The following is a 25249-nucleotide window of genomic DNA, read 5'->3' as shown; positions in this document are numbered from 1 at the left end:
TGGCATCGGCCGGTCGTACGGCCCGATCGGTGACGGTCAGACGGCCATCGGCCGGTTGTACGCCCGATCGGCGACGGTCACACGGCCATCGGCCGGTCGTACGGCCCGATCGGCGACGGCAGTCGCGAGCTCCCCGTCAGGTAGTGATCGACCGCCGCCGCCACCGCCCGTCCCTCCGCTATCGCCCACACGATCAGCGACTGCCCGCGCGCCGCGTCCCCCGCCGCGAACACGCCGGGGACGTTCGTCGTGAAGCCGGCGCCGCGCGCGAGCGTGCCGCGCGGCGCCAGGTCGAGTCCCAGCTGGTCGATCAGCCCGTCCCGCCGGTCCGGCCCGGAGAAGCCGAGCGCGAGCAGCACCAGGTCGGCCGGGAGGTTCCGCTCGGTGCCCGGCAACGGGCGCCGCTCCGCGTCCACCTCGACCAGACGCAACTCGCGCACACGCCCGTCCGCGTCACCGGTGAACCGCAGCGTCGACGCCGCGAACAACCGCGCGTCGACATCCGCGGCGGGCGCCGTGCGCAGCACTCCCGCCTCCTCGTGCGCCGCCGACAGCCGGTAGATCTTCGGATACGTCGGCCATGGCTCGGTGTCCTCGTCGCGCTCCGTGCCGGGCTGGCCGTAGATGTCCAACTGGGTCACCGACGCGGCGCCCTCCCGCACCGCCGTACCCAGGCAGTCGGCCCCGGTGTCACCCCCGCCCACGATGACCACATGCCGGCCCGCCGCGCACAACGGCGAGACCGCGATGTCCCCCTCGCACACCCGGTTGGCCAGCGGCAGATACTCCATCGCCTGATGGATCCCGGTCAACCCACGCCCCGGCACGTCCAGTTCTCGCCACGCGGTGGCACCCGTGGCGATCACCACGGCGTCGTAGCGCGAACGCAACTCCGCCGCCCCGACGTCCCGCCCGACCGCCGTCGACGTACGGAACTTGGTCCCCTCGGCCCGCATCTGCTCCAGCCGGCGTTCCAGGTGGTGTTTCTCCATCTTGAACGCGGGGATGCCGTAGCGCATCAGCCCGCCGAGCCGGTCGTCCTTCTCGTACACGGCCACCGTGTGTCCCACGCGGGTCAACTGCTGGGCGGCGGCGAGCCCCGTCGGCCCCGAGCCGATCACGGCGACCGTCCGGTCCGTCAGCCGGTCCGGCGGACGCGGCGGGGTGAAACCCTCCTCCCACGCCCGGTCGGCGATGGCGCACTCGACGTTCTTGATGGTGACGGCCGGCTGGTTGATCGCCAGCACGCAGCCCGCCTCGCACGGCGCCGGACACAGACGGCCGGTGAACTCCGGGAAGTTGTTCGTGGCGTGCAGCCGGTCGCTCGCCGTCCGCCAGTCCTCCCGTGCGACCAGGTCGTTCCACTCGGGGATCAGATTGCCCAGCGGGCAGGCATGGTGGCAGAACGGGACACCGCAGTCCATGCAACGGTCGGCCTGCTTGCTGATGATCGGCAGCAGGGCGCCCGGAACGTACACCTCGTCCCAGTCCCGGACCCGCTCCCCGACGGGCCTGCGGGGCCACTCCTGGCGGGGCGTGGTCATGAAACCCTTGGGATCGGCCATGGCCGTCCCCCTTGCGTACTCGCGCGTACGCGCGTTCTTTCGTGTTCTCGTGGGTGCTCGTGGGTGCTCGAGCGTCCCTCGCGTTCCCGTCGCGTTCTCGCGCGTCCACGGGCGGCGCTCTTCCGGCCACGATACGTCTCCCGGGGCGCGCGTGCAGGGCGGGTGCGGGGGGCTTTTCCGCAGGCGGGGCGGCCTCGGTTAGCTCGGGGAGCCTGCCGCCGTCCCCTTCCTTCTCGGGGGGCCCGCCCCCGCCCCCCTCCCCTCCCGCCCCCGGCCCCCGTCCGCCCCCGCCTCCCGCCACGCCCCCAGCACCGACTCCACGTCCGCCGCTATCCGCCGGCGTGCCTCGTGCCGCGGCACTCCCTCCATCAGCAGCCGGTCGTACGGCGTGTCCAGATGCCGTACGGACGCCCTCACCGCCCAGACGACCGCGCCATCGGACAGCGCCCGTCCCGCCGCGCTGCGCCCCACCCGTCCGCTGCCGCGCACCGAGGCGTGCGCGGCGATGGCCCGGGCGCGCTCGGCCGGGCATCCGGGGAACAACCGCCGGATCTCCGCCGCGAACGCGTCCGTGAAACACGCGTCCTCCGCCGCCCGCCGCCGCGTGTCCCGGGCCCGGCGCCGGCGCCGGGCCTCGGCGTCCGCCAGACACCGCGCCTCGGCCCGGGCGAGCGCCGCCTCCTCGACGAGCACGCCCTGCCGCTCGTAGCGGCTCTTGCGCCGGTTGAACCGCACCACGACCGCCGACAGCGCGCTCTCCTCCCGCGACCTGCGGGTCAGCGCGGTGTCACCACGCGGCAGGAACACCAGGTGCCCGAGGTCGGCGCAGTCCAGGCAACGGGGCGCGCCCTCCTCCAGGACCAGCAGGGGCAGCGGGCCCCGGCGGCACCCGGCGCAGTGTTTGCGCCGCAGCGGCTGGATGACCAGAAGGCCGGAGCGTGGCGGGGGAGTTGGGGGCAGCGCCATGCGAGGTTCATTCCCCGGCGCTCTCCGCGCCGCACCCGGACTCCGCCCTGGCGCATCATGGCCGTGTGCGACTCGAAGCGATCACCTGGGAACGGCTCGGCGACCTCCTGGCCGAGCGGCTGCTCGACCTCGAACCGGGCGACGGCAGCCCCTGGCCGCGCATCGCCTTCGACGGCGCCCCCGCTGCCCGGCCGGGCGACCTGGCCGAGCGCGTCTCGCAGGCGCTGCGGGTGCGGGGCCGGCCGTCGCTGGTCGTGGGCGCGGAGGGCTTCCTGCGCCCGGCGTCCGTCCGGCTGGAGCACGGCCACCGGGACGTGGAGTCGTACTACGACGGCTGGCTCGACACCGGCTCCCTCTGGCGTGAGGTCTTCGGCCCGCTGGAGGCCGGCGGGGACGGCCGTGTCCTGCCCGATCTGAGGGACCCGGTCACCGACCGCGCCACCCGCAGTTCCTACGTCCGACTCCCGCCCGGCGGGCTGCTGTTGCTGCACGGTCCCCTCCTGTTGCGGCACTGGTTCCCCTTCGACCTGAGCGTCCATGTCCTCCTCACCCCGGGCGCGCTGCGCCGCCGCACCCCGGAGGCGGAGCACTGGACGCTGCCCGCCTTCGAGCGCTACGAGGGCGAGATCGACCCGGCCGGTACGGCGGACGTGCTGGTCCGCGCCGACGACCCGCGCCATCCGGCCTGGAGCGGCTGAGCACCGTCGCGCCCCGCGGCGGCCGGGACCGTCCCGGAGCCGACGCGGCCGCCGTCAGAGCCAGCCGTTGCGTCTGAAGCCGCGGTACAGCGCCAGACAGGCGGTGGAGATCACGCCGATGACCAGCGGGTATCCGAATCGCCAGTGCAGTTCCGGCATGTGCTCGAAGTTCATTCCGTACACCCCGCACACCATGGTCGGCACGGCGATCACCGCGGCCCACGCCGTGATCTTGCGCATGTCCTCGTTCTGCGCGACGGTGACCTGCGCCAGATGGGCCTGGAGGATCGAGTTGAGCATCTCGTCGAAGACCGCGATCTGCTCCTTGGCACGTATCAGATGGTCCAGAACGTCCCGGAAGTAGGCCTGTATCTCCGGGTCGACCACCCGGATCGGCCGGGTGGCGAGGTCCTCCACCGGGCGGCCGAGCGGGGCGACGGCCCGCTTCAGCTCCAGCAGTTCCCGCTTGAGCTGGTAGATGCGTCCGGGGTCGGTGCGCGCGCCGTTCTGCGCGAACACGTCCATCTCCACCTGGTCGATGTCCGCCTGGATCGAGTCGGTGACGCTCAGATAGTCGTCGACAACGTGGTCCGCGATCGCGTGCAGCACCGCGGCCGGGCCCTTGGCGAGCTGCCGCGGATCGGACTCCAGCTCCTCGCGCAGCGGACCGAGCGAGCCGTGCCGTCCGTGCCGTACCGTGATCACGAAGTCGTGGCCGACGAAGGCCATGATCTCGCCGGTGTTCACCACCTCGCTCGTCGCCGTCAGCTGCTCGTGTTCGACATAACAGACGGTCTTGAACACCGCGAACAGCGTTTCGCCGTAGTGCTCCAGCTTCGGCCGCTGGTGGGCCTCGATCGCGTCCTCGACGGCCAGCGGGTGCAGATCGAAGAGCTCGGCGATGCCCGCGAACTCCTGGCTGGTCGGCTCGTGCAGACCCAGCCAGACGAATCCGTCGCGGTTCTTGCGCACGCGTGCCACGGCCTCGACCAGATCGCCGGTCTCCGGCAGCCGGACGCCGTCGCGGTACGTCACACAGTTCACCACCGAGGAGCCCAGCGGCGACCGGGCGGGGTGGCTCAGGTCGACCGGCCGGCGCCGGCGGCCGAGCCGCGCCACCTTGCGGAGGCCGCCGACCTTGCCGAGGCCCGTCACCCTTCGCAGATTCCCTGCCATGGACATCTGGATCTCCTTGCGTGGATCCCCTCGCGTTCGGCGCTCACTGCGCCGTGGCGCGCCAGTCTGCCAGGCCGGCGCGAGCGGCGGGTAAGCCTGTGGGAACAGGGAGTTCCGCTTTGTTCCCGCCTGTGGACAGCCTCGCCGCCTCCTCGCGCCTGGAGCAGCAGCACCGGCTCAGCGGCCGCGAGAGGCGGCGTCCCGGGGAGGTCTTCCGCCCACTCTTTCCACCGCCAGGGCTCCGGCCCGGCAGCCCTCCGCCGCCGCGGCCTCCAGCGTGGCGCCGGTGAGCAGCGCGGCGAGGAACGCCCCCGTGAACGCGTCTCCGGCGCCCGTGGTGTCCCGAGGCACCGCGGGTACGGCGGGCACGCGGGCGCACACGGCGCCCGAGCGGGCCACCAGCGCTCCTTCGGCGCCCTGCTTGGCCACCACCACAGGGACGTGCCGGCTCAGCTTGGCCGCCGCGTCCGCCGGATCGGGCAGGCCCGTCAGCAGACAGGCCTCGTCGCGGCTGGGCAGGAGCACGTCCACCCCTTCGACGAGGGACAGGAACCGGTCCACGCCCAGTGCGGCGAGGAACCCGGCCGAGGCCGGATCCAGGCTCACCGGCACGCCCCGCGCGCGTGCCGAGGTGACGGCCACCGACACGAGCGAGCGGCCCGGCTCGGAGAACAGCAGATAGCCGGACAGGTGCAGCCGGGCCACCCCGTCGAGCAGCGTCTCCGACCAGTCGCCGGGGGCGAGCCGCAGCGACGCCCCGCTGTCGGTGAGGAACGTGCGTTCGGCGGCGGCCGCCGTGTCGACCAGGCAGACCACCGTTCCCGTCGGTGCGTCCGGGTCCACGACGAGCCGTGGACGCACCCCCGAGGCCACCAGCTCCCGCTCGTGCCAGGCGGCCGTCTCGGCGCCCACCCGGCCGAGCAGCCGTACCTCCGGACACCCGTGACGGGCCGCCCAGCAGGCCACGTTGGCGCCCGCGCCACCCGGCAGGAGCCGGATCGCGGCGGCCGTGTCGGTACCGGAGGCGAGCGGACCGCGATGCCGCGCGACGACGTCCGTCACCACGTCGCCCACCACCAGCAACGCCCCACCCGCGCCACCGTCCCCGCCGCGCCCCGCACCCGCGGCGGTCGCCCTGCCGGCCGCCGTACCCGCCGTACCCGCCGTCACATCCGGGTCCACGCCGCCGCGATGCGCGCCGCCAGGCGCACGTTGCCGCGTACGGCCGCGAGGTTGGCGCGCAGTGAGGCTCCGTCGGTGTGGCGCACCAGGTGGTCGAGCAGGAACGGGGTGACCGCCTGCCCCGTGATCCCCTGTGTCTCGCACGCGTGCAGGGCAGCGGCGAGCACCCGCGCGTGCAGCTCCGGATCGAGCTGTTCCTCCCGGGGCACCGGGTTGGCGACGATCAGCGCCGACTCGGGCGCACGCAGCGTGTTCTGCGCCCGCATGACCTCCGCCACCTCCTCCGGCGTCCTCAGCGTCCAGTCCACCGGATGGCCCGAGTCGGTGAGGTAGAAGCCGGGGAAGCGGTCCGTGCCGTAGCCGGCCACCGCGACTCCCAGGGTCTCCAGCCGCTGAAGGGTGGCGGGAACGTCCAGGATCGACTTCACCCCCGCGCACACGACCGTGATCCGGGTCCGGGCCAGCAGCCCCAGGTCGGCGGACTCGTCCTGCGTGACCGTCCACTGCCGGTGCACACCACCGAGCCCACCCGTGGCGAACACGCGGACGCCCGCCAGGGAGGCCAGCAGCGCGGTCGCCGACACCGTGGTCGCCCCGCTCGCTCCGGCGGCCACGGCGAGCGGCAGGTCGCGGTGGCCCAGTTTGCGGATCCCGTCCTCGTTCGCGACCCGCTCCAGCTGCTCCTTGTCCAGGCCGACCTGCGGCCGCCCGTCCAGCACCGCGATCGTCGCGGGTACGGCACCCTCCCGCCGTACCGCGTCCTCCAGCTCCAGCGCCACCTGGAGGTTGCGCGGGCGCGGCAGCCCATGGGCGATGATCGTGGACTCCAGGGCAACCACGGGACGGCGCGCGGCGAGCGCCTCCCGTACCTCTTCGGACACCACCAGCACGTGCCTGTCTCCCGTCTGTCGCTCCTCCCTCATCTCTGGCGGGCCGCACCCCCGGTCAAACCCCCGCACGGGCCCGACCCGGACGGGAACGTCCCGGACGGGACGTTTTCGAGGCACGGTACGACGACCGACGCGGCACCGCGGAGACGGCCCGGCCGAGAGGGCGCCGCGCCTCAGAACAGCGGCTCGGGCAGTACCCCTTCCAGCGCGAGCAGCGCGCGCTTGGTCTCCAGACCGCCGCCGAAGCCGCCGATGCCCCCGTCGCTCTCGACGACCCGATGACAGGGCACCACGACGGGCAGGGGGTTGGCGCCCATCGCCACGCCCACCGCCTGTGCGGCTCCGGGCTGTCCGACCCGCCCGGCGAGATCGCCGTACCCGACGACCGTGCCGTAGGGCACCCCGGACGCGAGCTCGCGCAGCACCTGCCGGTTGAAGCCCGAGATCAGGGACCAGTCCAAAGGCAGCTCGAAGTCCCGTCGCTCACCCGCGAAGTACGCCTCCAGCTGGCGTATGGCCTCCGCCAGCAGTGGGGATCCGGGCGCCTCGACGGGCTCGGCGCCCAGCCGTGACGCCAGCCGGGACAGCGCCCCGTCGCGCACCGCGTCGGTGGCGTGGAACACGACGTTGACCAGGCCGTCCTCCGTCGCCGCGAGCAGCAGGGGGCCGATCCCGGTGGTGGCCACGGCCCACACGACCCGCCGTTCGCTGTGTGCTTCCCGCTCCTGGCTGTTCATGCGGCCCACCGTACGGCCTGCCTCTGACAACGCGTGCCGACCTGCGCCTTCATCCGACGAGGAAGGGTGCGGCCGGGGCTTTGGCGGCGGGCAGGGCCGTGCGCACCACGTCCGGCTTGTCGGTGATGATGCCGTCGACGCCGTAGCCGGCGAGGGTCCGGGCCCGGGACGCGTCGTCGACCGTCCAGGTGAACACCTTCATCGGCTTGCCGTGAGGTCCGGTGAACGAGTGGACGGCGGTGACGTACTCGGCGGAGAGCGTGCCGTGGGAGGGGTTGATCAGGTCGGCGAAGCCCGCGTACCGGGCCAGGTCGCCCTCCGACGGCCGGCCGAGGAAGGCGGTCCTGACCCCGGGCGCGAGGTCGTGGACCGCGCGCACGCTGTCGGCGCTGAAGCTCTGGACGATCAGACGGCTCGCCAGGTGCCGGTGGTCGAGCCAGCCCCGCGCGCCGAGCACTCTGAGGGTCTGCCGCTCGATGCCCGGGTACAGCCCGGGGTTCTTGATCTCCAGAAGCAGCTTCTCGTGGTTGTGCTCGACCCGGCGCATGTACTGGTCGAGCCTCGGCACGCGCGTGCCCGCGTACGCGGGGGAGTACCAGCTGCCCGCGTCCAGCCGCGCGATCTCGGCGGCGGTGAAGTCCTTCACCTTCCACGGCGCCCGGTCGGGGAAGACCTGTTCGACGTTCGTGGTGCGCCGCAGACTGTCGTCGTGGAGGACGACGAGCTCGCCGTCCTTGGTGCGCTGCACGTCGTTCTCCACCCAGCGGAAGCCGAGCGCCGCCACCTTGTCGATGGCGGGAAGGGTGTTCTCCGGAGCGTAGGCGCCGGCGCCACGATGCGCGACGACCAGGGGCCGCCCACGGCTCCCGGCCGCCCGGACCTCGGAAGCGGACGACAGCACCATGGCTCCCAGGAGGGCGGTGGTCGTGACGGCAACTGCGCGCGCGTGCATGCGTACTCCTCGCATCGGATGATCACCTGAGTACAAGAGTGACGACATAGAGTCAACGAGGCCGGCGGGTGCAGGACGGCCACGGATTGAACGGTGTTGCCCGAGTCCACACACCGGTGCCGCACATCTGCGGCAAGGTCGTGTTTCTTTGCCGGAATGTCGTTCGACCCTTCCGGTGCGGGTCATACTCTCTGCGTCAACCCTGACCGTGGGGACGGTCGGGAGGCGGGGGCGACGTCACCACATTCAGGCACTCGACAGGGCGGAAGGGCAGCCGCGCATGCACGACGGCACGGTCGACGGATTCAGCTACGGGCTCGTCACGCCGCTGGTGGCCTACCTCATGGCCTGCCTGGGCGGGGCCCTCGGTCTGCGCTGCACGACCCGCGCCCTGCTCGTCGCCCAGAGCTGGCGCCCCGGCTGGCTCGCCCTCGGGTCCGCGGCGATCGGCTCCGGCATCTGGACCATGCACTTCGTCGCCATGATGGGCTTCACCGTGAAGGGGGCGCCGATCCACTACGACAGGCCGACGACGTACGCCAGCCTGGCCCTCGCCATCGTCATGGTGGGCGTCGGGATCTTCATCGTCGGTTACAGGGGCGCGACCGGCTCGGCCCTGTTCACCGGGGGCACGATCACCGGTCTGGGCGTCGCCTCCATGCACTACCTCGGCATGGCGGGCATGTGGCTCGACGCGACCTTTCAGTACAACACCCTCACCGTCGCCGCCTCCGTCGTCATAGCCGTCGTCGCCGCGACCGCCGCCCTGTGGGCGGCCGGCCAGGTCAGGGGCTTCCTGTGGAGCGTCGGCGCGAGCCTGGTGATGGGTCTCGCCGTCAGCGGCATGCACTACACCGGTATGGCCGCCCTCAGCGTCCATGTGCACGAAGCCGGCGGCGGCGCCCCGGGAGAGTCGCCGGCCGCCCTGCTCGCGCCCATGCTGATCGGCCCGCTCGCCTTCCTGCTGCTGGCCGGTGCCGTCGTGATGTTCGACCCGATGATGGTCATGGGCAAGCCCGACTGGACGCCGGTGGAGCACAAGCCGGGCGTACCGGCCCCCGAACTGGTCGCGCACTCCGCCCACCGCCCGGTGACCCGCCTCCGCCGGACGGCGGTCCGGCGCACCTCGCGCACCCCGCAGAACCGCTGACCGCACCCCCGGGGAAACCGCAGGCCCGGACCGGTTGTCAGTGGCGGGTCGTACGGTTGATGGCATGCGGCCCGTTTCCCACATCGAACGCACGGTGGCGCCCTTCGAGGTCGTCAGCCCCTACCAGCCCAGCGGCGACCAGCCGCAGGCCATCGCCGAGCTCGCCCGGCGCATCGAGGCGGGCGAGAAGGACGTCGTCCTGCTCGGCGCCACCGGTACCGGCAAGTCCGCCACCACCGCGTGGATGATCGAGAAACTCCAGCGCCCGACGCTGGTGATGGCGCCGAACAAGACCCTGGCCGCCCAGCTGGCCAACGAGTTCCGCGAACTGCTGCCGGACAACGCCGTCGAGTACTTCGTCTCGTACTACGACTACTACCAGCCCGAGGCCTACGTCCCGCAGTCGGACACCTACATCGAGAAGGACTCCTCGATCAACGAGGAGGTCGAGCGGCTGCGCCACTCCGCGACCAACTCGCTGCTCACCCGCCGCGACGTCGTCGTGGTCGCCTCCGTCTCCTGCATCTACGGCCTCGGTACTCCGCAGGAGTACGTCGACCGCATGGTGCCCCTCAAGGTCGGCGAGGAGATCGACCGGGACGAGCTGCTGCGCCGTTTCGTGGACATCCAGTACACGCGCAACGACATGGCCTTCACCCGCGGCACCTTCCGGGTGCGCGGCGACACCGTCGAGATCTTCCCGGTCTACGAGGAGCTGGCCGTCCGCATCGAGATGTTCGGCGACGAGATCGAGGCGCTGTCCACCCTGCACCCGATCACCGGCGAGATCATCAGCGACGACCAGCAGCTGTACGTCTTCCCCGCCTCGCACTACATCGCCGGTCCCGAACGCATGGAGCGGGCCATCCGCGGCATCGAGGAGGAGCTCAAGGAGCGCCTGGCCGAGCTGGAGAAGCAGGGCAAGCTGCTGGAGGCCCAGCGGCTGCGCATGCGCACCACCTACGACATCGAGATGCTCCGCCAGATCGGCACCTGCTCCGGTGTCGAGAACTACTCGATGCACTTCGACGACCGCGCACCCGGCACCCCGCCGAACACGCTGCTCGACTACTTCCCGGACGACTTCCTGCTCGTCATCGACGAGTCGCACGTGACGGTGCCGCAGATCGGCGCGATGTACGAGGGCGACGCCTCCCGCAAGCGCACCCTCGTGGAGCACGGCTTCCGGCTGCCCTCCGCCCTGGACAACCGCCCGCTGAAGTGGGAGGAGTTCCAGGAACGCATCGGCCAGACGGTGTACCTGTCGGCGACCCCGGGGCAGTACGAGCTCTCGCGTTCGGACGGCCAGGTCGAGCAGATCATCCGCCCGACCGGCCTCGTCGACCCCGAGGTCGTCGTCAAGCCCACCGAGGGCCAGATCGACGACCTGGTGCACGAGATCCGGACGCGGGTGGAGAAGGACGAGCGCGTCCTGGTCACCACGCTCACCAAGAAGATGGCCGAGGACCTCACCGACTACTTCCTGGAACTGGGCATCCAGGTGCGCTATCTGCACAGCGACGTCGACACCCTGCGCCGTGTCGAGCTGCTGCGCGAGCTGCGCTCCGGCGAGTACGACGTCCTGGTCGGCATCAACCTGCTGCGCGAGGGCCTGGACCTGCCCGAGGTGTCCCTGGTGGCGATCCTGGACGCCGACAAGGAGGGCTTCCTGCGCTCGGGCACCTCGCTCATCCAGACCATCGGCCGAGCGGCGCGCAACGTCTCCGGCCAGGTCCACATGTACGCCGACAAGATCACCCCGGCGATGGAGAAGGCCATCGACGAGACCAACCGCCGCCGGGAGAAGCAGGTCGCCTACAACACGGCCAACGGCATCGATCCGCAGCCGCTGCGCAAGAAGATCAACGACATCGTCGCGCAGATCGCCCGTGAGGAGGTCGACACCGAGCAGCTGCTCGGCACCGGCTACCGCAAGACCAAGGACGGCAAGGGCGCCAAGGCCCCGGTGCCGTCGCTCGGCGACCAGACGGGCAAGGCCGCCAAGGCGGCCAAGCCCGGCAAGTCCGCCAAGGGCAGGGCGAAGGAGACGGTGCCCACCGACCGTCCCGCCGCGCAGCTCGCCGAGCAGATCGAGGAGATGACGGAGCGGATGCGCGCCGCCGCGGCCGAGCTCCAGTTCGAGGTCGCGGCCAGGCTGCGTGACGAGGTCTCCGAGATGAAGAAGGAACTGCGCCAGATGCGGGAGGCGGGCCTGGCCTGACCCCCCGGAGGTGCTCGCGCCCGGCCCGGCGCGGGCACCTCCGTACGCGCTGTGTTGCAAGACCGCCACAATGTGCGGACCGGGGTGCGGCGATGTCAGTGCCCCTGCGTAGGGTGCTGATCAACCGCGCAACGCGCGGCAGCCGGGGAGTAGTTCGAGAGGGGAATCAGCCGTGACCGTCAACTTGACCAAGGGTCAGGCCATCAGCCTGCAGAAGAACGACGGCGGCAGCCTGAACGCGGTCCGTATGGGTCTGGGCTGGCAGGCGGCGCCCCGCCGCGGCCTGTTCGGCTCCCGTACGCGCGAGATCGACCTCGACGCCTCCGCGGTGCTGTTCGCCGACAAGCAGCCGGTCGACGTCGTCTTCTTCCGCCACCTGGTCAGCGACGACGGCTCCGTGCGGCACACCGGGGACAACCTCGTCGGCGGCGCCGGCCAGGGCGGCGACGACGAGGCGATCCTGGTCGACCTGCAGCGCGTTCCGGTGCACATCGACCAGATCGTCTTCACCGTGAACTCCTTCACCGGCCAGACCTTCCAGGAGGTGCAGAACGCGTTCTGCCGCCTGGTCGACGAGACCAACGGCCAGGAACTCGCCCGCTACACCCTGGCCGGCGGCGGCAACGTCACCGCTCAGGTCATGGCCAAGGTGCACCGCGCCGGGACCGGCTGGACGATGACGGCCCTCGGCGTCCCGGCCAACGGCCGCACCTTCCAGGACCTCATGCCGGCGATCCTCCCGCACCTGTAGGACGGCACGGCCGGCGCTGCAGCGCACGACGGCACAGGAAACGGCACAGGCACAGGGGGACAAGGCGATGACGGCCGAGCTGGTGCGGGGGCAGAACCACCCGCTCTCCGAGGCCCGCCTCGAGATCCGGATCTCGGCAGGCACACCGGTCGTGGCCGCCGCCACGACCGCCGACGAGAACGGCAAGGTGCGCGGCGCCGACGGGGTGGCCCACCCCGGCGCCCCCGTCCTGCCCGGCCTCGAGGTGTCCCGGCAGCCGGCCGCCGACCACCGGCTCGCCGTCGACCTGGGCGCGATACCGGAAGCGGTGCACCGGGTCAGTGTGCTGCTCGTCCTGCCCGGCGGGATCCACGGCCCGACCCGGTTCGGCGCGGTCGCCGCCCCGTTCGTGGCCGTTACCGGCCTGGACGGCACCGAACTCGCCAGCTACACCGTCACCGGCCTGGACGCCGAGGCGGCGGTGATCGCCCTGGAGCTCTACCGCCGGCAGGACGCCTGGAAGGTACGCGCGGTCGGCCAGGGATACGCGGGGGGCCTCGCCGAACTCCTCACCGACCAGGGGCTGCCCCAGGCCCACCACCTGGCGAGCACGGTCGACGAGGCCGTGGCCCGCCACCTGGCCCGCTCGGTGTCCGCCCCTCCGCCGCGCACGGCTGACGCCGGCCGTTCCCGGCAGCCCGCCGGCCCGGCCCCCGGAGGGGACCAGGACCCCGACACCCCCGCGCAGCCGGCACCGCGGCCGCCGTATCCGGCGGGCGGCCCGCAGCAGCCCCCGTACCCGGGCGCGACCGGAGCGCCGGACGCGGCGGCCGGACCGCAGCCGACGGCGCCCGCGGGCGGGCCGATCGACTACTCCCACCCCCGGCGGCAGACGACGGCTCCGCCGCCGCCCCCGCCGGCCGCGCCCCCCACCCCGCCGGACCGGCCCGCGCAGCCCGTCGCCGGGGACGCGACCGGGTGGTCCATGGAGGAGCGGCTCTACAACCAGGTCTGGGGCATGTTCGAGGACCTGGCACGCACCACGGCCGCCTACCGCAGCGCCGTCGACTTCGCCGAGTCCCGCAGGGAGAAGGAACTCGACCAGGCCCTGTCCGACCCGCGCAACCGGATGGGCGGGCAGGGCGACGCCGCACGGCAGGCGGCCCAGGCCCGGCACACCCAGCTCGTCGACCAGGCCGGCGCGGCCCTCGACCGCGACCTCGCGCAGCTCACCGCCGAGTCGGAGGTGGTCGAACCCGCGCTGCCACCCGCGTACGCGGGCTGGGACAACCCGGTCTGGCACGGCTACCGGGTGCCGATGGAGATCCCGATGGCCGTGCGCCTCGGCGATCTCCACCTGCCCGAGAAGCCGTCCCTGCGCATCCCCATGCTGGTCCGGCTGCCGCTGGAACGCGGCCTGTGGATCGACAGCGGCCGCTCCCAGATGCCCGACGAGACGTTCGCCGACGCCGGGCGACTGCGGCGCCTGGCGATGGACGCGGCCGTGGCACACGCCGCCCGGCTGCTCGCCATCCACCCGGCGGGCGAGTTCGCGGTGCACGTCATCGACCCGGCCGGGTCCGCGGCGCAGGCGCTGGCGCCACTGGTGCGGACGGGAGTGCTCGCGGGCCCGCCCGCGGCCGGCGCCGCGGGTGTCACGGACGTGCTGAGCCGGCTCACCGAGCGGGTCGACCTGGTGCAGATGGCCGTGCGCGGCGGCGCCCCCGACGCGCTGCCGCCGGGATTCGACACCTCCGAGCAGCTGCTGATCGTCAACGACTTCCCGCACGGCTTCGACGACCGCGCCGTGACCCGGCTGCGCTATCTGGCGGACGAGGGCCCGGCCGTCGGCGTTCACCTGATGATGGTCGCCGACCGGGAGGATGCCGCCGCCTACGGACCGTTGCTCGACCCGCTGTGGCGTTCGCTGCTGCGACTCACACCGGTCGCCGACGACCACCTCGCCGACCCATGGGTGGGGCACGCCTGGACGTACGAGCCGCCGCTGGTGCCACCGGGCAGCCAGGTGCTCGAACAGGTGCTCGCGCAGGTGGCGAGGGCCCGGCGTGACGGGCACCGGTGACTGCGGACCCACAGCGGATCAAGACTAGGTAAAGCTACCCTGACCAGGTGAGTTGGCCTTTTCTTTACCTCGCTCTTTACCTTTCCTTGGTGATTCGGGTATGGTCGTCGGCACGGAGGGGAGTACTCCCTGTCTGCTGCGGCGTACCCGTCAATACGGATCAGGCCAGATCCCGGGGCGTCGGCCCGTCCCGGGTGGAAGAGACCTCCGGCAGCGACGACGCTGACTCATTTGCCGTACGTACTCGCCGGAGGCGCAGTGGAAGTTTCCGTGACCCTGTGGGTCCTGACCATCCTCGGACTGGCCGCCCTGATCGCGGTCGACTTCTTCATCGGCCGCAAACCCCACGACGTGTCGATCAAGGAAGCCGGGATCTGGACCGTCGTCTGGATCGCCCTGGCCTGCCTCTTCGGGCTCGGCCTGCTCGTCTTCGGCGGCGGGCAGCCTGCCGGGGAGTTCTTCGCCGGCTTCATCACCGAGAAGTCGCTGAGCGTCGACAACCTCTTCGTCTTCGTCCTGATCATGGCGAAGTTCGCCGTGCCCTCGCAGTACCAGCAGCGGGTGCTGCTGGTCGGTGTCCTCATAGCCCTCGTGCTGCGGGCCGCCTTCATCGCCGCGGGTGCCGCGATCCTCGCCAGCTTCTCGTGGGTGTTCTTCCTCTTCGGCGCCTTCCTGATCTGGACCGCCTGGAAGCTCATCCAGGAGGCCCGGTCCGAGGAGGAGGACGAGGAGTTCGAGGAGAACAAACTGCTCAAGGCGGCTGAGCGCCGCTTCGGCGTGGCCGACCGCTACCACGGCACCAAGCTGTGGCTCCGGCAGAACGGCAAGCGCGTGATGACGCCGATGCTGGTCGTGATGCTCGCCATCGGCACCACCGACGTGCTCTTCGCCCTCGACTCGATCCCCGCGATCTTCGGCCTGACCCAGGACCCGTACATCGTCTTCACCGCCAACGCCTTCGCCCTGATGGGCCTCAGGCAGCTGTACTTCCTGATAGGCGGCCTGCTGAAGAAGCTGGTGCACCTGTCGTACGGCCTGTCCGTCATCCTCGGGTTCATCGGCGTCAAGCTGGTGCTGCACGCACTGCACGAGTCCGGCGTCCACGTCCCGGAGATCAGCATCCCCGTCTCCCTCGGTGTGATCTGCGCCGTCCTCGCCGTCACCACGATCACCAGCCTCATGGCCTCCAGGAAACAGGCCGTGGCGGAGGAGGTGCGCGAACAGCAGGCAGACGGTGCCCTCAAGGACAGCGTCGATGCCTGACCAGCACGCACCGGCCCGACGGCGCACCGCGTCCGAGCACCGGAATGCGAAGCCGGCGGGCCGGTGCGACGATCGCAGCATGATCACGCGGCTCAGGGCGTACAGCACGGCCTGGACGACCGTCGTGCCGGTGCTCGCGATCGTCCTGCTGATCCTCACCTGGGGACGCAGCCTGCCCGCCGCGGTCGTCGTGCTGGTCACCGTGGTCCTCGCCGGCTCGGTGCTGGCCGCCGTGCACCACGCCGAAGTGGTCGCGCATCGCGTGGGCGAACCCTTCGGCTCCCTCGTCCTCGCCATCGCCGTGACCGTCATCGAGGTCGCCCTCATCGTCACCCTCATGGTGGACGGCGGCAGCAAGAGCGCGAGCCTGGCCCGGGACACGGTGTTCGCGGCCGTGATGATCACCTGCAACGGCGTCGTCGGGCTGAGCCTGCTCGTCGCCTCGCTCCGCCATCGCATCGCCGTCTTCAACGCCGAGGGCACCGGCGCCGCCCTCGCCACCGTGGCGACCCTGGCCACCCTCAGCCTGGTGCTGCCGACGTTCACCACCAGCAAGCCGGGACCGCAGTTCTCCGGGATCCAGCTCACCTTCGCGGCGCTGTCCTCACTGATCCTCTACGGCCTGTTCGTGGCCACCCAGACCGTGCGCCACCGTGACTATTTCCTGCCCATCACCCGGCACGGTGAGGTGATCACCAGCGACAGCCACGCGGAGCGGCCCACCGCCCGCAAGGCCTGGACGAGCCTCGCACTGCTGGGCCTCGCGCTCGTCGGGGTGGTCGGACTGGCGAAGGGCGTCTCGCCGACCATTGAGTCCGCGGTGGCCGCGGCAGGGCTGCACCACGCCGTCGTCGGCGTGATCATCGCCCTGCTCGTGCTGCTGCCCGAGACCATCGCCGCACTGCGCTCCGCCCGGCGCGACCGCGTACAGACCAGCCTCAACCTCGCCCTCGGATCCGCGATGGCCAGCATCGGCCTGACCATCCCGGCCGTCGCGCTGGCCTCCGTGTGGCTCTCGGGGCCGCTCGTCCTCGGCCTCGGATCCACCCACATGCTGCTGCTCCTGCTCACGGTGGTGGTCGCCTCGCTGACCGTGGTCCCGGGCCGGGCCACCCCGCTCCAGGGCGGAGTCCACCTGGTGATCTTCGCGGCGTACCTGGAACTGGCGATCAACCCCTAGGCCAGGCCGCCACCCCTGGCGGCGAGGCCGGCGTGCCGTGATAGACCGGGTCCCGAGCAGCGGTCGTCGATGCACGGCCGTACCCGAACGGACCCGGAGGAACCGTGCCCCGCACCCTGGCCCACGCCCCGATCATGATCCTCAACGGCCCCAACCTGAACCTGCTGGGGCAGCGGCAGCCGGAGATCTACGGTTCCGACACGCTCGCGGACGTCGAGGCCCTGTGCGCGAAGGCGGCCGCCGCACGCGGCGGCACGGTGGACTTCCGTCAGTCCAACCACGAGGGCGAGCTCGTCGACTGGATCCACGAGGCACGGCTGAACCACTGCGGCATCGTGATCAACCCGGCCGCCTACTCCCACACCTCCGTCGCCATCCTGGACGCCCTCAACACCTGCGACGGCCTGCCGGTGGTGGAAGTGCACATCTCGAACATCCACCAGCGTGAGTCGTTCCGGCACCACTCCTACGTCTCGCTGCGCGCCGACGGCGTCATCGCCGGCTGCGGAGTGCAGGGATACGCGTTCGCGGTGGAGCGGGTGGCGACGCTGGCCGGCGCGGGCCAGACCGAGGCGTAGACGTCTTGGCGCGGGCCGGGGCGTTGACGTCGGACCGCGCTCCGGCATCGGGCCGGGCCGGTCGGGCCGGGCCGCCGGTCGAGGGCGGGGAATGAGGACCGGCGGCCCGTGCCGCCCCAGGAGCCGTCATCCTGCGCGGGGCTGCCACCAGTTGACCGCGCGGCGGACCGCGGGGGGAGCGCACGCGTACGGCCCGCGCGTGCGAAGGCTTCACACGGGGTGCGCGAGGCCCCCGCGCGGCTCACCACCCGCGCGCGTGCCACTCCGGCAGATGCGGGCGCTCCGCGCCCAGCGTGGTGTCGTTGCCGTGTCCGGGGTAGACCCAGGTCTCGTCCGGGAGCGCGTCGAAGATCTTCGTCTCGACGTCGTGGATCAGGCGGGCGAACGCCTTCGGGTCCTTGTGGGTGTTGCCCACGCCGCCGGGGAACAGGCAGTCGCCGGTGAACACGTGCGGGTGCCCGTGCGGGTCGTCGTAGACCAGCGCGATCGACCCCGGGGTGTGCCCCACGAGGTGGCGCGCGGTGAGCTCCACCTGCCCCACCCGGATGGTGTCGCCGTCGTCGACCGGGACCTCGGTCGGCACCGGGATGCCCTCGGCGTCCTCCCGGCCCGCGTACGTACGCGCGCCGGTGGCGGCCACCACCTCGGCCAGCGCCTGCCAGTGGTCGCCGTGCCGGTGGGTGGTGACGACGGACGCGATGCCGTCGTCACCGATCATGCCGAGCAGCGTGTGAGCGTCGTTGGCCGCGTCGATCAGCAACTGCTCGTCCGTGGCCCGGCAACGCAGCAGATAGGCGTTGTTGTCCATCGGGCCGACCGCGATCTTGGTGATCATCAGGTCCTTCAGCTCGTGCACGTCCGCCGGGCCGCCGACCGTCACCTCTCCGCTGTACGTCATGGCCGTCAGCCTATAGCGGGAGGGCACCGGGGGCCGTCCGCGGCGAAGGCCCCGGGACCGTCCGCACGCCGCACCCAGGGCGCTGTACTGCCGCCACGGCTCCGGGCACGGGTCCGGGCGTTACAGCGGGGGGAGGGCGGGAAGCGCGCCGCCGGCCACCGTGAGCGCGGAGCCGTCGCGCCGTCCGGCGAGCCAGCCCAGCAGGTCGGCCGGGGCTCCGGTGACGGTGACCGCCGGCTCGGCCGCCTCCCGGCCCGTGCTCCACGCGCGCGTGCCGTCGGTCAGCCGGGTCGGCGGCACATCCGGGTGGCCCGAGAACCGCTGCGCGAGGAAGTCGATCTCCCGCTCCGCGAACTCGGCCGGAACGTCCTCCAGCTCGTAGCCGATACCGAGGTCCACATGGTGCAGCTCGACCTCCACCCAGCGCCGGAACGGCACCCGGGAGGCGGAGTCGGTGACTCCGTTGCGCAGCTCCACGGTGCGCGACCAGTCCGCCGGCACCTCTCCGACCTCCTGGAACCGGGCCGCGCTCGTGCGCACGTCGGAGACCTGGGCGTCGAGGTCGCGCGGGGCGTCCCGCTCGATGTCCGTGTCCCGGGCCTCGGCGGAGGCGTACATGGGACGACCCTCCAGGACGTTGACGAGCGCGTCCGCGTTGCGGGCCAGGTGGGCGAGGACGTGGCCGCGGGTCCAGCCGGGCAGCCGTGACTCGTCCGTCACAGCCGCGTTGTCCAGTTTGGCGACCGCGTCGAGCAGTCGGTCGGTGGCGTCCTGTACAGAGGCCAGGTCACGAGCGTGATCAATCATGGGCCTGACCCTAGCCGCGGCACACGTTCGGGTGAAGGCGGCGAACCGAGGCCGTAAATCGAATGCACGTGCTATAAGGTCGATCCTGGCGTCGGGCATGCTGGAGAGCCGGGGTTTGTTGACTATCCAGGCGGATCCGGGAATCCCACCCGGCGTTGTCAGTGGCTCCCCCTAGTCTGAAGAAGCACGGGGGCCCCGCCCCTGTCACTTCTCTCAAGAAAGGTGCGGACCGGCGTGGCCGACCGTCTCATCGTCCGTGGCGCGCGCGAGCACAACCTGAAGAACGTCTCGCTCGACCTGCCTCGGGACGCGCTCATCGTCTTCACGGGCCTGTCCGGGTCGGGCAAGTCCTCCCTGGCCTTCGACACCATCTTCGCCGAGGGCCAGCGCCGCTACGTGGAGTCGCTCTCCTCGTACGCCCGGCAGTTCCTCGGCCAGATGGACAAGCCCGACGTCGACTTCATCGAAGGTCTCTCCCCAGCGGTCTCCATCGACCAGAAGTCGACCTCGCGCAACCCGCGCTCGACGGTCGGCACGATCACCGAGGTCTACGACTACCTCCGGCTGCTCTTCGCGCGCATCGGCAAGCCGCACTGTCCCGAGTGCGGCCGCCCGATCTCGCGCCAGTCGCCACAGGCCATCGTCGACAAGGTGCTGGAGCTGCCGGAGGGGAGCCGCTTCCAGGTCCTGTCGCCGCTGGTGCGCGAGCGCAAGGGCGAGTTCGTCGACCTGTTCGCCGACCTCCAGGCCAAGGGCTACTCCCGCGCGCGCGTGGACGGCAAGACCGTCCAGCTCTCCAGCCCGCCCACGCTGAAGAAGCAGGAGAAGCACACCATCGAGGTGGTCGTCGACCGCCTCACGGTGAAGGACAGCGCCAAGCGCCGCCTGACCGACTCGGTGGAGACCGCCCTCGGACTGTCCGGCGGCATGGTCGTGCTCGACTTCGTCGACCTCCCCGAGGACGACCCCGAGCGCGAGCGCATGTACTCGGAGCACCTCTACTGCCCCTACGACGACCTGTCCTTCGAGGAGCTGGAGCCCCGCTCCTTCTCCTTCAACTCGCCCTTCGGCGCCTGCCCCGAGTGCACGGGCATCGGCACGCGCATGGAGGTCGACCCGGAGCTGATCGTCCCCGACGAGGAGAAGACCCTCGACGAGGGCGCCATCCACCCCTGGTCGCACGGGCACACCAAGGACTACTTCGGCCGCCTGATCGGCGCCCTCGCCGACGCCCTCGGCTTCCGCACGGACATCCCCTTCGCGGGCCTGCCGCAGCGCGCCAGGAAGGCCCTGCTGTACGGCCACAAGACGCAGATCGAGGTCCGCTACCGCAACCGGTACGGGCGCGAGCGCGTGTACACCACGCCCTTCGAGGGCGCCGTGCCCTTCGTCAAGCGCCGGCACAGCGAGGCCGAGAGCGACGCCAGCCGCGAGCGCTTCGAGGGCTACATGCGCGAGGTGCCCTGCCCGACCTGTGAGGGCACCCGCCTCAAGCCGGTGGTCCTCGCGGTCACGCTCATGGGCAAGTCGATCGCCGAGATCTCCGCGATGTCGATCAGCGACTGCGCGGACTTCCTGCGCCGGCTGAAGCTCGACGCCCGCGACAAGAAGATCGCCGAGCGCGTGCTCAAGGAGGTCAACGAGCGGCTGCGGTTCCTGGTCGACGTCGGCCTGGACTACCTCTCGCTGAACCGCGCGGCCGGCACGCTCTCCGGCGGCGAGGCCCAGCGCATCCGCCTGGCCACCCAGATCGGCTCCGGCCTCGTCGGCGTCCTGTACGTGCTGGACGAGCCGTCCATCGGCCTGCACCAGCGCGACAACCACCGGCTGATCGAGACCCTGGTCCGGCTGCGCGACATGGGCAACACGCTCATCGTCGTCGAGCACGACGAGGACACCATCAAGGTCGCCGACTGGGTCGTCGACATCGGCCCCGGCGCCGGTGAGCACGGCGGCAAGGTCGTGCACAGCGGCTCGTTGAAGGAGCTGCTGGCCAACGCGGAGTCGCAGACCGGGCAGTACCTGGCCGGCAAGAAGTCGATCCCGGTGCCCGACATCCGGCGCCCGCGCGACATGTCCCGCCGGCTCACGGTGCACGGAGCCCGGGAGAACAACCTCCAGGACATCGACGTGTCCTTCCCGCTGGGGCTCTTCACGGCCGTCACCGGTGTCTCCGGTTCCGGAAAGTCGACCCTGGTCAACGACATCCTGTACACGCACCTGGCCCGCGAGCTGAACGGCGCGCGCAACGTGCCCGGGCGGCACACACGGGTGGACGGCGACGACCTCGTCGACAAGGTGGTGCACGTCGACCAGTCGCCCATCGGCCGCACCCCCCGGTCCAACCCGGCGACGTACACCGGAGTCTTCGACCACATCCGCAAGCTGTTCGCCGAGACCACCGAGGCGAAGGTCCGCGGCTACCAGCCCGGCCGCTTCTCCTTCAACGTCAAGGGCGGCCGCTGCGAGAACTGCGCGGGCGACGGCACCATCAAGATCGAGATGAACTTCCTGCCGGACGTCTACGTCCCCTGCGAGGTCTGCCACGGCGCCCGCTACAACCGGGAGACGCTGGAGGTCCACTACAAGGGCAAGTCCATCGCCGACGTGCTGAACATGCCCATCGAGGAGGCGACCGACTTCTTCGAGGCCGTCCCGGCCATCTCCCGGCACCTGAGGACCCTGAAGGACGTCGGCCTCGGCTACGTCCGGCTCGGCCAGTCCGCGACCACCCTGTCCGGCGGTGAGGCCCAGCGCGTGAAGCTCGCCAGCGAGCTGCAGAAGCGCTCCACCGGGCGCACGGTCTACGTCCTGGACGAGCCGACCACCGGTCTGCACTTCGAGGACATCAGCAAGCTGCTGAAGGTCCTCTCCGGCCTGGTCGACAAGGGCAACACGGTCATCGTCATCGAGCACAACCTCGATGTGATCAAGACCGCCGACTGGATCGTGGACATGGGCCCGGAGGGCGGCGCCGGCGGCGGTCTGGTCGTCGCCGAGGGCACCCCCGAGGAGGTCGCCGGCGTGCCGGCCAGCCACACCGGCAAGTTCCTCCGGGAGATCCTGGGCGCCGACCGGATCAGCGACGCCGAGCCGGTGAAGGCCCCGCGCAAGGCCGTCGGCAAGGCGGTGGCGGCAGCCTCCGCGACCCCGCGGACGCGTACGGCCCGGGCGAGCACGACCCGGACGAGCACGGCCAAGGCCGCCGACGGCACGGCGACCAAGAAGGCCGCGGGCGCGAAGAAGACGGTGCCCGCACAGAAGACCGCGCGGGCCCGCAAGGCCTGACCGGACGCGCGCGTACGAGCGCGTACGGGCGCGCGAACAGCTGCGGCGAACAGGGCGAAGAGCTGGGCGCCCCACGGGTCCGACCCCGGGGGCGCCCAGCCGTATGCCGCTACGGCTCGCCCACCTCGGACGCGTACGGCGGTTCCGCACCCGCGCGGGAGCAGGTGACCGCGGCCGCCCGCGCCGCGAACCGCAGCAGCCGGGTCCAGCCCGCGGCGCCGAGGCCCGCGAGGCCCTCCGGGGACAGGGCGTCCCGAGCGGCCAGGCCGTGCAGCAGGGCCGCGTTCACGGTGTCGCCCGCGCCGATCGTGTCGACGACGTCGACCTTCTCGCCCGGCACGGAGTGCTCCGCGCCGTCCCGGGTGTACGCGGTGAGCCCGTCGCCCCCGTGAGTGATCACCACGGCCGAGGGCCCGCCGGCCAGCCACTCGCGCGGAGTGCCACCCAGCCACCGCGCGTCCTCCTCGGAGAGCTTCAGCAGCGTGACCGAGGGCAGCCAGCCGCGGAAACGGGCCCGGTAGGCGTCCGCGTCCGGGATCAGCCCGGCCCGGATGTTCGGGTCGAGCGCGGTGAACACGCCCTGGACGGCCGCGCTCCGCATCAGCTCCTCGTAGGCGCTCGCACCCGGCTCCAGCACCAGCGAGCAGGTGCCGAAGGACACCGCTCGGGTCCCGGCGGGCAGCGCGGCGGGCATGCTGAACAGCCGGTCGGCGGTCCCGTCGACGTAGAAGGAGTACGCGGCGGAGCCGTCGGTGCCGACCGTCGCGACCGCCAGCGTGGTCGGCTCCCCGCCGCGCTGCACACCGGAGACGTCCACCCCCGCCCGGCGCAGCCCGTCGAGCAGGGCCTGACCGAAGGCGTCGTTCGACGTGCGGGAGCAGAAGGCCGTGGGGGAGCCGAGGCGGCCGAGCGCGACGGCCGTGTTGTAGGGGCCGCCGCCGAGCGCCGGCTTGAGGTCCGCGAGGGCGCCCGCGCCCCGCGGTACCAGGTCGATCAGGGCCTCACCGGCGACGACGATCACGTGTCCGTTCCTTTCTCGGGCCGAGCGGGGCAGCCGCAGGAAGTGCGGTGGACGAAGGTGCAGGGCAGGCGCACGGTGCGGGCGGGCCGGTCCGGCTCGGCGAGACGGTCCAGCAGCACCCGTACGGCCCGGGCGCCGAGCTCCCTGCCGGGCTGGGCGACGGCGGTCAGCCGCGGGGAGAACAGGTCGGCCCAGTCGAAGTCGTCGAAGCAGCACAGCGCCATGTCCCCGGGCACCGACAGGCCGCGCTCGCGCAGCGCGCGCAGGGCGCCGATGGTCATCGCGTTGTTGGCCGTGACGAGGGCGGTGGGCGGCACGGCGAGGGACAGCAGGGACGCCGTGGCGCGCTCCGCCCCGTCCGCCGAGGAGTCGCCGTGCACCACGAGCCGTTCGTCATGGGGGAGACCGGCGGCGGCCAGGCCGTGGCGGAACCCGCTGATCCGTTCGCTGGTCGTGCTCAGGCCGGGCAGGCCCGCGACCAGGCCGATCCGGCGGTGCCCGAGGGAGGCGAGGTGGGTGACGAGTCCGGCCGTCGGTTCGGCGTTCTCGGCGCAGACCTGGTCGAAGCCGGGCGCCTCCCGCTCTCCGGCGTCCGCGCCGGTGCGCACCAGGCGGTCCAGGAACACGGCCGGTACGGCGTGACGCGTGAGGTAGGCGACGAGCTCCCGCGGATGCGCGGACGGCGCGACGATCACACCGTCCACCCGGCGCTCGTGCAGGAGCTGCACTACCTTGCGTTCGTGCGCGGGGTCGTCGTGCGGGTCGGCGATGAGCAGGCTGTAGCCGTGCTCCAGGGCGCTGGACTCGACTCCCTGGAGGATCTCCGTGAAGTACGGGTTGCTGATGGCGGACACCGCGAGTCCGATGGACCGGGTCCGGGACGTGACCAGGGATCGGGCGAGTCCGTTGGGCGTGTAGCCGAGCTCCTCCACGGCGTCCAGCACCGCCTGACGGGTGTGCGGCAGCACCGGACGGGTGCCGTTCAGCACATGCGAGACGGTCGCCACGGAGACTCCGGCGCTGCGCGCCACATCGGCCATGGTCGGCATCGCGCTCCCCTCCCCGAACCGCCGTGCGGCCCTTGCCTCGCACCACCGCCGCAAGGAGGCTCGTACTGTGCTGCCGCGCTGCCGCGCTGCCGAACCGTCATGCCGTCGTGCGGGCCTCGTGGCCTCGTGGCCGGGACCGTATCCCATTCCGCGCCAGACGTAAACGCTTGCGCAAACGTTTACGTCCCGCGGACCCCGCTCCCGGGCCTCTCGGCGCGGTGGGTATCGTCGGCGTGCACAACCCTGCGACCAGTGGAGTTCCCCATGCCCGGCCGTCCGTCCGCGCGCCGCCGTACGATCCTCCGAGGAGCGGCCCTCACCCCCGTCGCCGGGCTCGGGCTCGCCGCCTGCGGACCCGAGGGCGGCGGCGCCTCGGCCCCGGCCACCCCGACGGCCCCGGTCGACCTGGGCCCCGAGAGCGAGGTCCCCGAGGGCGGAGCAAAGCTGTACCGGGACCACAACGTGGTCGTCAGCCGGGACGCGGGCGGCACGCTGAAGGCGTTCAGCACGATCTGCACGCACGCGGGATGCCCGATCAACAAGCTCCAGGACACGACCCTGATCTGCCCCTGCCACGGCAGCCGGTTCGACGCCGCGACCGGCAAGGTGGTGCAGTCCCCGGCCACCGAGCCGCTCGCCGAACTCCCGGTGCACGCGCGGGGCGGCAAGATCGTCGCGGGCCCCGGAGCCTGACCGGCCCACCCCCGCGGGCCGGCTAGGTGTATTGACCTGAAGCGTTGTTCACGCGGTTGATCGGTGGGTGGCCGCCGAGTGCGGTGTGGCAACGGTGATGGTTGTAGGTGTGCAGGAAGTCT

The 25249-nt window shown here is 71.9% G+C and carries 21 protein-coding genes and 1 pseudogene; 10 read left to right on the top strand and 12 right to left on the bottom strand.

The window, feature by feature from the left end:
• Positions 1-77: 77 nt before the first annotated feature.
• Together ABZ484_RS10665 and ABZ484_RS10660 are read right to left on the bottom strand one after the other, a co-directional pair.
• Positions 78-1565: a glutamate synthase subunit beta gene (locus tag ABZ484_RS10665; protein ID WP_358865524.1), complete on the bottom strand. Its 1488-nt coding sequence runs from the start codon at positions 1563-1565 to the stop codon at positions 78-80.
• Positions 1566-1763: 198 nt separating this feature from the next.
• A complete protein-coding gene (locus ABZ484_RS10660) occupies positions 1764-2531 on the bottom strand; it encodes a DUF2293 domain-containing protein (protein ID WP_358865523.1) in 768 nt (255 codons plus the stop codon).
• A 65-nt stretch (positions 2532-2596) separates the two neighbouring features.
• On the opposite strand from ABZ484_RS10660, the gene ABZ484_RS10655 reads away from it, so the two are divergent.
• Positions 2597-3229: a uridine kinase gene (locus tag ABZ484_RS10655; RefSeq protein WP_358865522.1), complete on the top strand. Its 633-nt coding sequence runs from the start codon at positions 2597-2599 to the stop codon at positions 3227-3229.
• 54 nt (positions 3230-3283) lie between these two features.
• On the opposite strand, the gene ABZ484_RS10650 is transcribed toward ABZ484_RS10655, so the two are convergent.
• From ABZ484_RS10650 to ABZ484_RS10630, 5 genes are all read right to left on the bottom strand, one after another.
• Complete coding sequence (locus tag ABZ484_RS10650; protein ID WP_358865521.1) at positions 3284-4411, bottom strand: magnesium and cobalt transport protein CorA; 1128 nt, start codon at positions 4409-4411, stop codon at positions 3284-3286.
• A 171-nt stretch (positions 4412-4582) separates the two neighbouring features.
• Positions 4583-5488 (bottom strand): sugar kinase, encoded by a 906-nt coding sequence (locus ABZ484_RS10645; RefSeq protein ID WP_358865574.1) that lies wholly within the window; start codon positions 5486-5488, stop codon positions 4583-4585.
• Positions 5489-5571: 83 nt separating this feature from the next.
• Positions 5572-6477, bottom strand: coding sequence for a pseudouridine-5'-phosphate glycosidase (locus ABZ484_RS10640; protein WP_358865520.1), 906 nt, complete (start codon positions 6475-6477; stop codon positions 5572-5574).
• A 173-nt stretch (positions 6478-6650) separates the two neighbouring features.
• The gene (locus ABZ484_RS10635) at positions 6651-7214 is read right to left on the bottom strand and encodes a methylated-DNA--[protein]-cysteine S-methyltransferase (protein ID WP_358865519.1); all 564 of its coding nucleotides are present in this window, start codon (positions 7212-7214) and stop codon (positions 6651-6653) included.
• A 49-nt stretch (positions 7215-7263) separates the two neighbouring features.
• Complete coding sequence (locus tag ABZ484_RS10630) at positions 7264-8166, bottom strand: glycerophosphodiester phosphodiesterase family protein (protein WP_358865518.1); 903 nt, start codon at positions 8164-8166, stop codon at positions 7264-7266.
• Positions 8167-8446: 280 nt separating this feature from the next.
• Between ABZ484_RS10630 and ABZ484_RS10625 the strand changes: the two genes are divergently transcribed.
• From ABZ484_RS10625 to aroQ, 7 genes are all read left to right on the top strand, one after another.
• Positions 8447-9316: an MHYT domain-containing protein gene (locus tag ABZ484_RS10625; RefSeq protein ID WP_358865517.1), complete on the top strand. Its 870-nt coding sequence runs from the start codon at positions 8447-8449 to the stop codon at positions 9314-9316.
• A 64-nt stretch (positions 9317-9380) separates the two neighbouring features.
• Positions 9381-11537, top strand: a complete 2157-nt coding sequence (gene uvrB / locus ABZ484_RS10620) for an excinuclease ABC subunit UvrB (RefSeq protein ID WP_358865516.1) — start codon at positions 9381-9383, stop codon at positions 11535-11537.
• 172 nt (positions 11538-11709) lie between these two features.
• A complete protein-coding gene (locus ABZ484_RS10615; protein WP_358865515.1) occupies positions 11710-12288 on the top strand; it encodes a TerD family protein in 579 nt (192 codons plus the stop codon).
• A 67-nt stretch (positions 12289-12355) separates the two neighbouring features.
• Positions 12356-14350 (top strand): TerD family protein, encoded by a 1995-nt coding sequence (locus ABZ484_RS10610; RefSeq protein ID WP_358865514.1) that lies wholly within the window; start codon positions 12356-12358, stop codon positions 14348-14350.
• Between the two features lie 258 nt (positions 14351-14608).
• Complete coding sequence (locus ABZ484_RS10605) at positions 14609-15613, top strand: TerC family protein (RefSeq protein ID WP_358865513.1); 1005 nt, start codon at positions 14609-14611, stop codon at positions 15611-15613.
• 79 nt (positions 15614-15692) lie between these two features.
• Positions 15693-16793 (top strand): ionic transporter y4hA, encoded by a 1101-nt coding sequence (locus tag ABZ484_RS10600; protein WP_358865512.1) that lies wholly within the window; start codon positions 15693-15695, stop codon positions 16791-16793.
• Positions 16794-16897: 104 nt separating this feature from the next.
• The gene (aroQ, locus tag ABZ484_RS10595) at positions 16898-17371 is read left to right on the top strand and encodes a type II 3-dehydroquinate dehydratase (RefSeq protein ID WP_358865511.1); all 474 of its coding nucleotides are present in this window, start codon (positions 16898-16900) and stop codon (positions 17369-17371) included.
• 241 nt (positions 17372-17612) lie between these two features.
• Here aroQ and ABZ484_RS10590 read toward each other — a convergent pair whose 3' ends face one another.
• The gene (locus ABZ484_RS10590; protein WP_358865510.1) at positions 17613-18269 is read right to left on the bottom strand and encodes an MBL fold metallo-hydrolase; all 657 of its coding nucleotides are present in this window, start codon (positions 18267-18269) and stop codon (positions 17613-17615) included.
• A 120-nt stretch (positions 18270-18389) separates the two neighbouring features.
• On the bottom strand, positions 18390-19076 hold the full coding sequence (locus ABZ484_RS10585; protein ID WP_358865509.1) for a maleylpyruvate isomerase family mycothiol-dependent enzyme: 687 nt from the start codon (positions 19074-19076) through the stop codon (positions 18390-18392).
• 234 nt (positions 19077-19310) lie between these two features.
• Between ABZ484_RS10585 and uvrA the strand changes: the two genes are divergently transcribed.
• Entirely contained in the window at positions 19311-22364 is a 3054-nt protein-coding gene (gene uvrA / locus ABZ484_RS10580) for an excinuclease ABC subunit UvrA (RefSeq protein ID WP_358865508.1), read from the top strand.
• 109 nt (positions 22365-22473) lie between these two features.
• Here the strand turns inward: uvrA and ABZ484_RS10575 are convergent, their stop codons facing one another.
• Both ABZ484_RS10575 and ABZ484_RS10570 read right to left on the bottom strand, forming a co-directional pair.
• Positions 22474-23385: a carbohydrate kinase gene (locus tag ABZ484_RS10575; RefSeq protein WP_358865507.1), complete on the bottom strand. Its 912-nt coding sequence runs from the start codon at positions 23383-23385 to the stop codon at positions 22474-22476.
• A complete protein-coding gene (locus tag ABZ484_RS10570; RefSeq protein WP_358865506.1) occupies positions 23382-24434 on the bottom strand; it encodes a LacI family DNA-binding transcriptional regulator in 1053 nt (350 codons plus the stop codon). Before ABZ484_RS10570 ends, ABZ484_RS10575 begins: the two co-directional genes overlap by 4 nt.
• A gap of 264 nt (positions 24435-24698) precedes the next feature.
• Here ABZ484_RS10570 and ABZ484_RS10565 point away from each other — a divergent pair, with 264 nt between their 5' ends.
• Entirely contained in the window at positions 24699-25127 is a 429-nt protein-coding gene (locus tag ABZ484_RS10565) for a Rieske (2Fe-2S) protein (RefSeq protein WP_358865505.1), read from the top strand.
• A gap of 22 nt (positions 25128-25149) precedes the next feature.
• Here ABZ484_RS10565 and ABZ484_RS10560 read toward each other — a convergent pair.
• Positions 25150-25249: pseudogene (locus ABZ484_RS10560) on the bottom strand (IS481 family transposase); the annotation flags it as partial.

It is taken from the genome of Streptomyces sp. NPDC006393, assembly GCF_040628575.1.
GTDB lineage: Bacteria > Actinomycetota > Actinomycetes > Streptomycetales > Streptomycetaceae > Streptomyces.
Note: the sequence above shows the minus strand (reverse complement) of the source record. Positions and strands in the feature narration are given on the sequence as shown.

Bases quoted from the DNA above. Each gene is read 5' to 3' on its own strand.
- ABZ484_RS10665 (WP_358865524.1), bottom strand. From the start codon at position 1,565: ATGGCCGATCCCAAGGGTTTCATGACCACGCCCCGCCAGGAGTGGCCC.
- ABZ484_RS10660 (WP_358865523.1), bottom strand. From the start codon at position 2,531: ATGGCGCTGCCCCCAACTCCCCCGCCACGCTCCGGCCTTCTGGTCATC.
- ABZ484_RS10650 (WP_358865521.1), bottom strand. From the start codon at position 4,411: ATGTCCATGGCAGGGAATCTGCGAAGGGTGACGGGCCTCGGCAAGGTC.
- ABZ484_RS10635 (WP_358865519.1), bottom strand. From the start codon at position 7,214: ATGAACAGCCAGGAGCGGGAAGCACACAGCGAACGGCGGGTCGTGTGG.
- ABZ484_RS10630 (WP_358865518.1), bottom strand. From the start codon at position 8,166: ATGCACGCGCGCGCAGTTGCCGTCACGACCACCGCCCTCCTGGGAGCC.
- ABZ484_RS10625 (WP_358865517.1), top strand. From the start codon at position 8,447: ATGCACGACGGCACGGTCGACGGATTCAGCTACGGGCTCGTCACGCCG.
- uvrB (WP_358865516.1), top strand. From the start codon at position 9,381: ATGCGGCCCGTTTCCCACATCGAACGCACGGTGGCGCCCTTCGAGGTC.
- ABZ484_RS10610 (WP_358865514.1), top strand. From the start codon at position 12,356: ATGACGGCCGAGCTGGTGCGGGGGCAGAACCACCCGCTCTCCGAGGCC.
- ABZ484_RS10600 (WP_358865512.1), top strand. From the start codon at position 15,693: ATGATCACGCGGCTCAGGGCGTACAGCACGGCCTGGACGACCGTCGTG.
- ABZ484_RS10590 (WP_358865510.1), bottom strand. From the start codon at position 18,269: ATGACGTACAGCGGAGAGGTGACGGTCGGCGGCCCGGCGGACGTGCAC.
- ABZ484_RS10585 (WP_358865509.1), bottom strand. From the start codon at position 19,076: ATGATTGATCACGCTCGTGACCTGGCCTCTGTACAGGACGCCACCGAC.
- ABZ484_RS10570 (WP_358865506.1), bottom strand. From the start codon at position 24,434: ATGCCGACCATGGCCGATGTGGCGCGCAGCGCCGGAGTCTCCGTGGCG.
- ABZ484_RS10565 (WP_358865505.1), top strand. From the start codon at position 24,699: ATGCCCGGCCGTCCGTCCGCGCGCCGCCGTACGATCCTCCGAGGAGCG.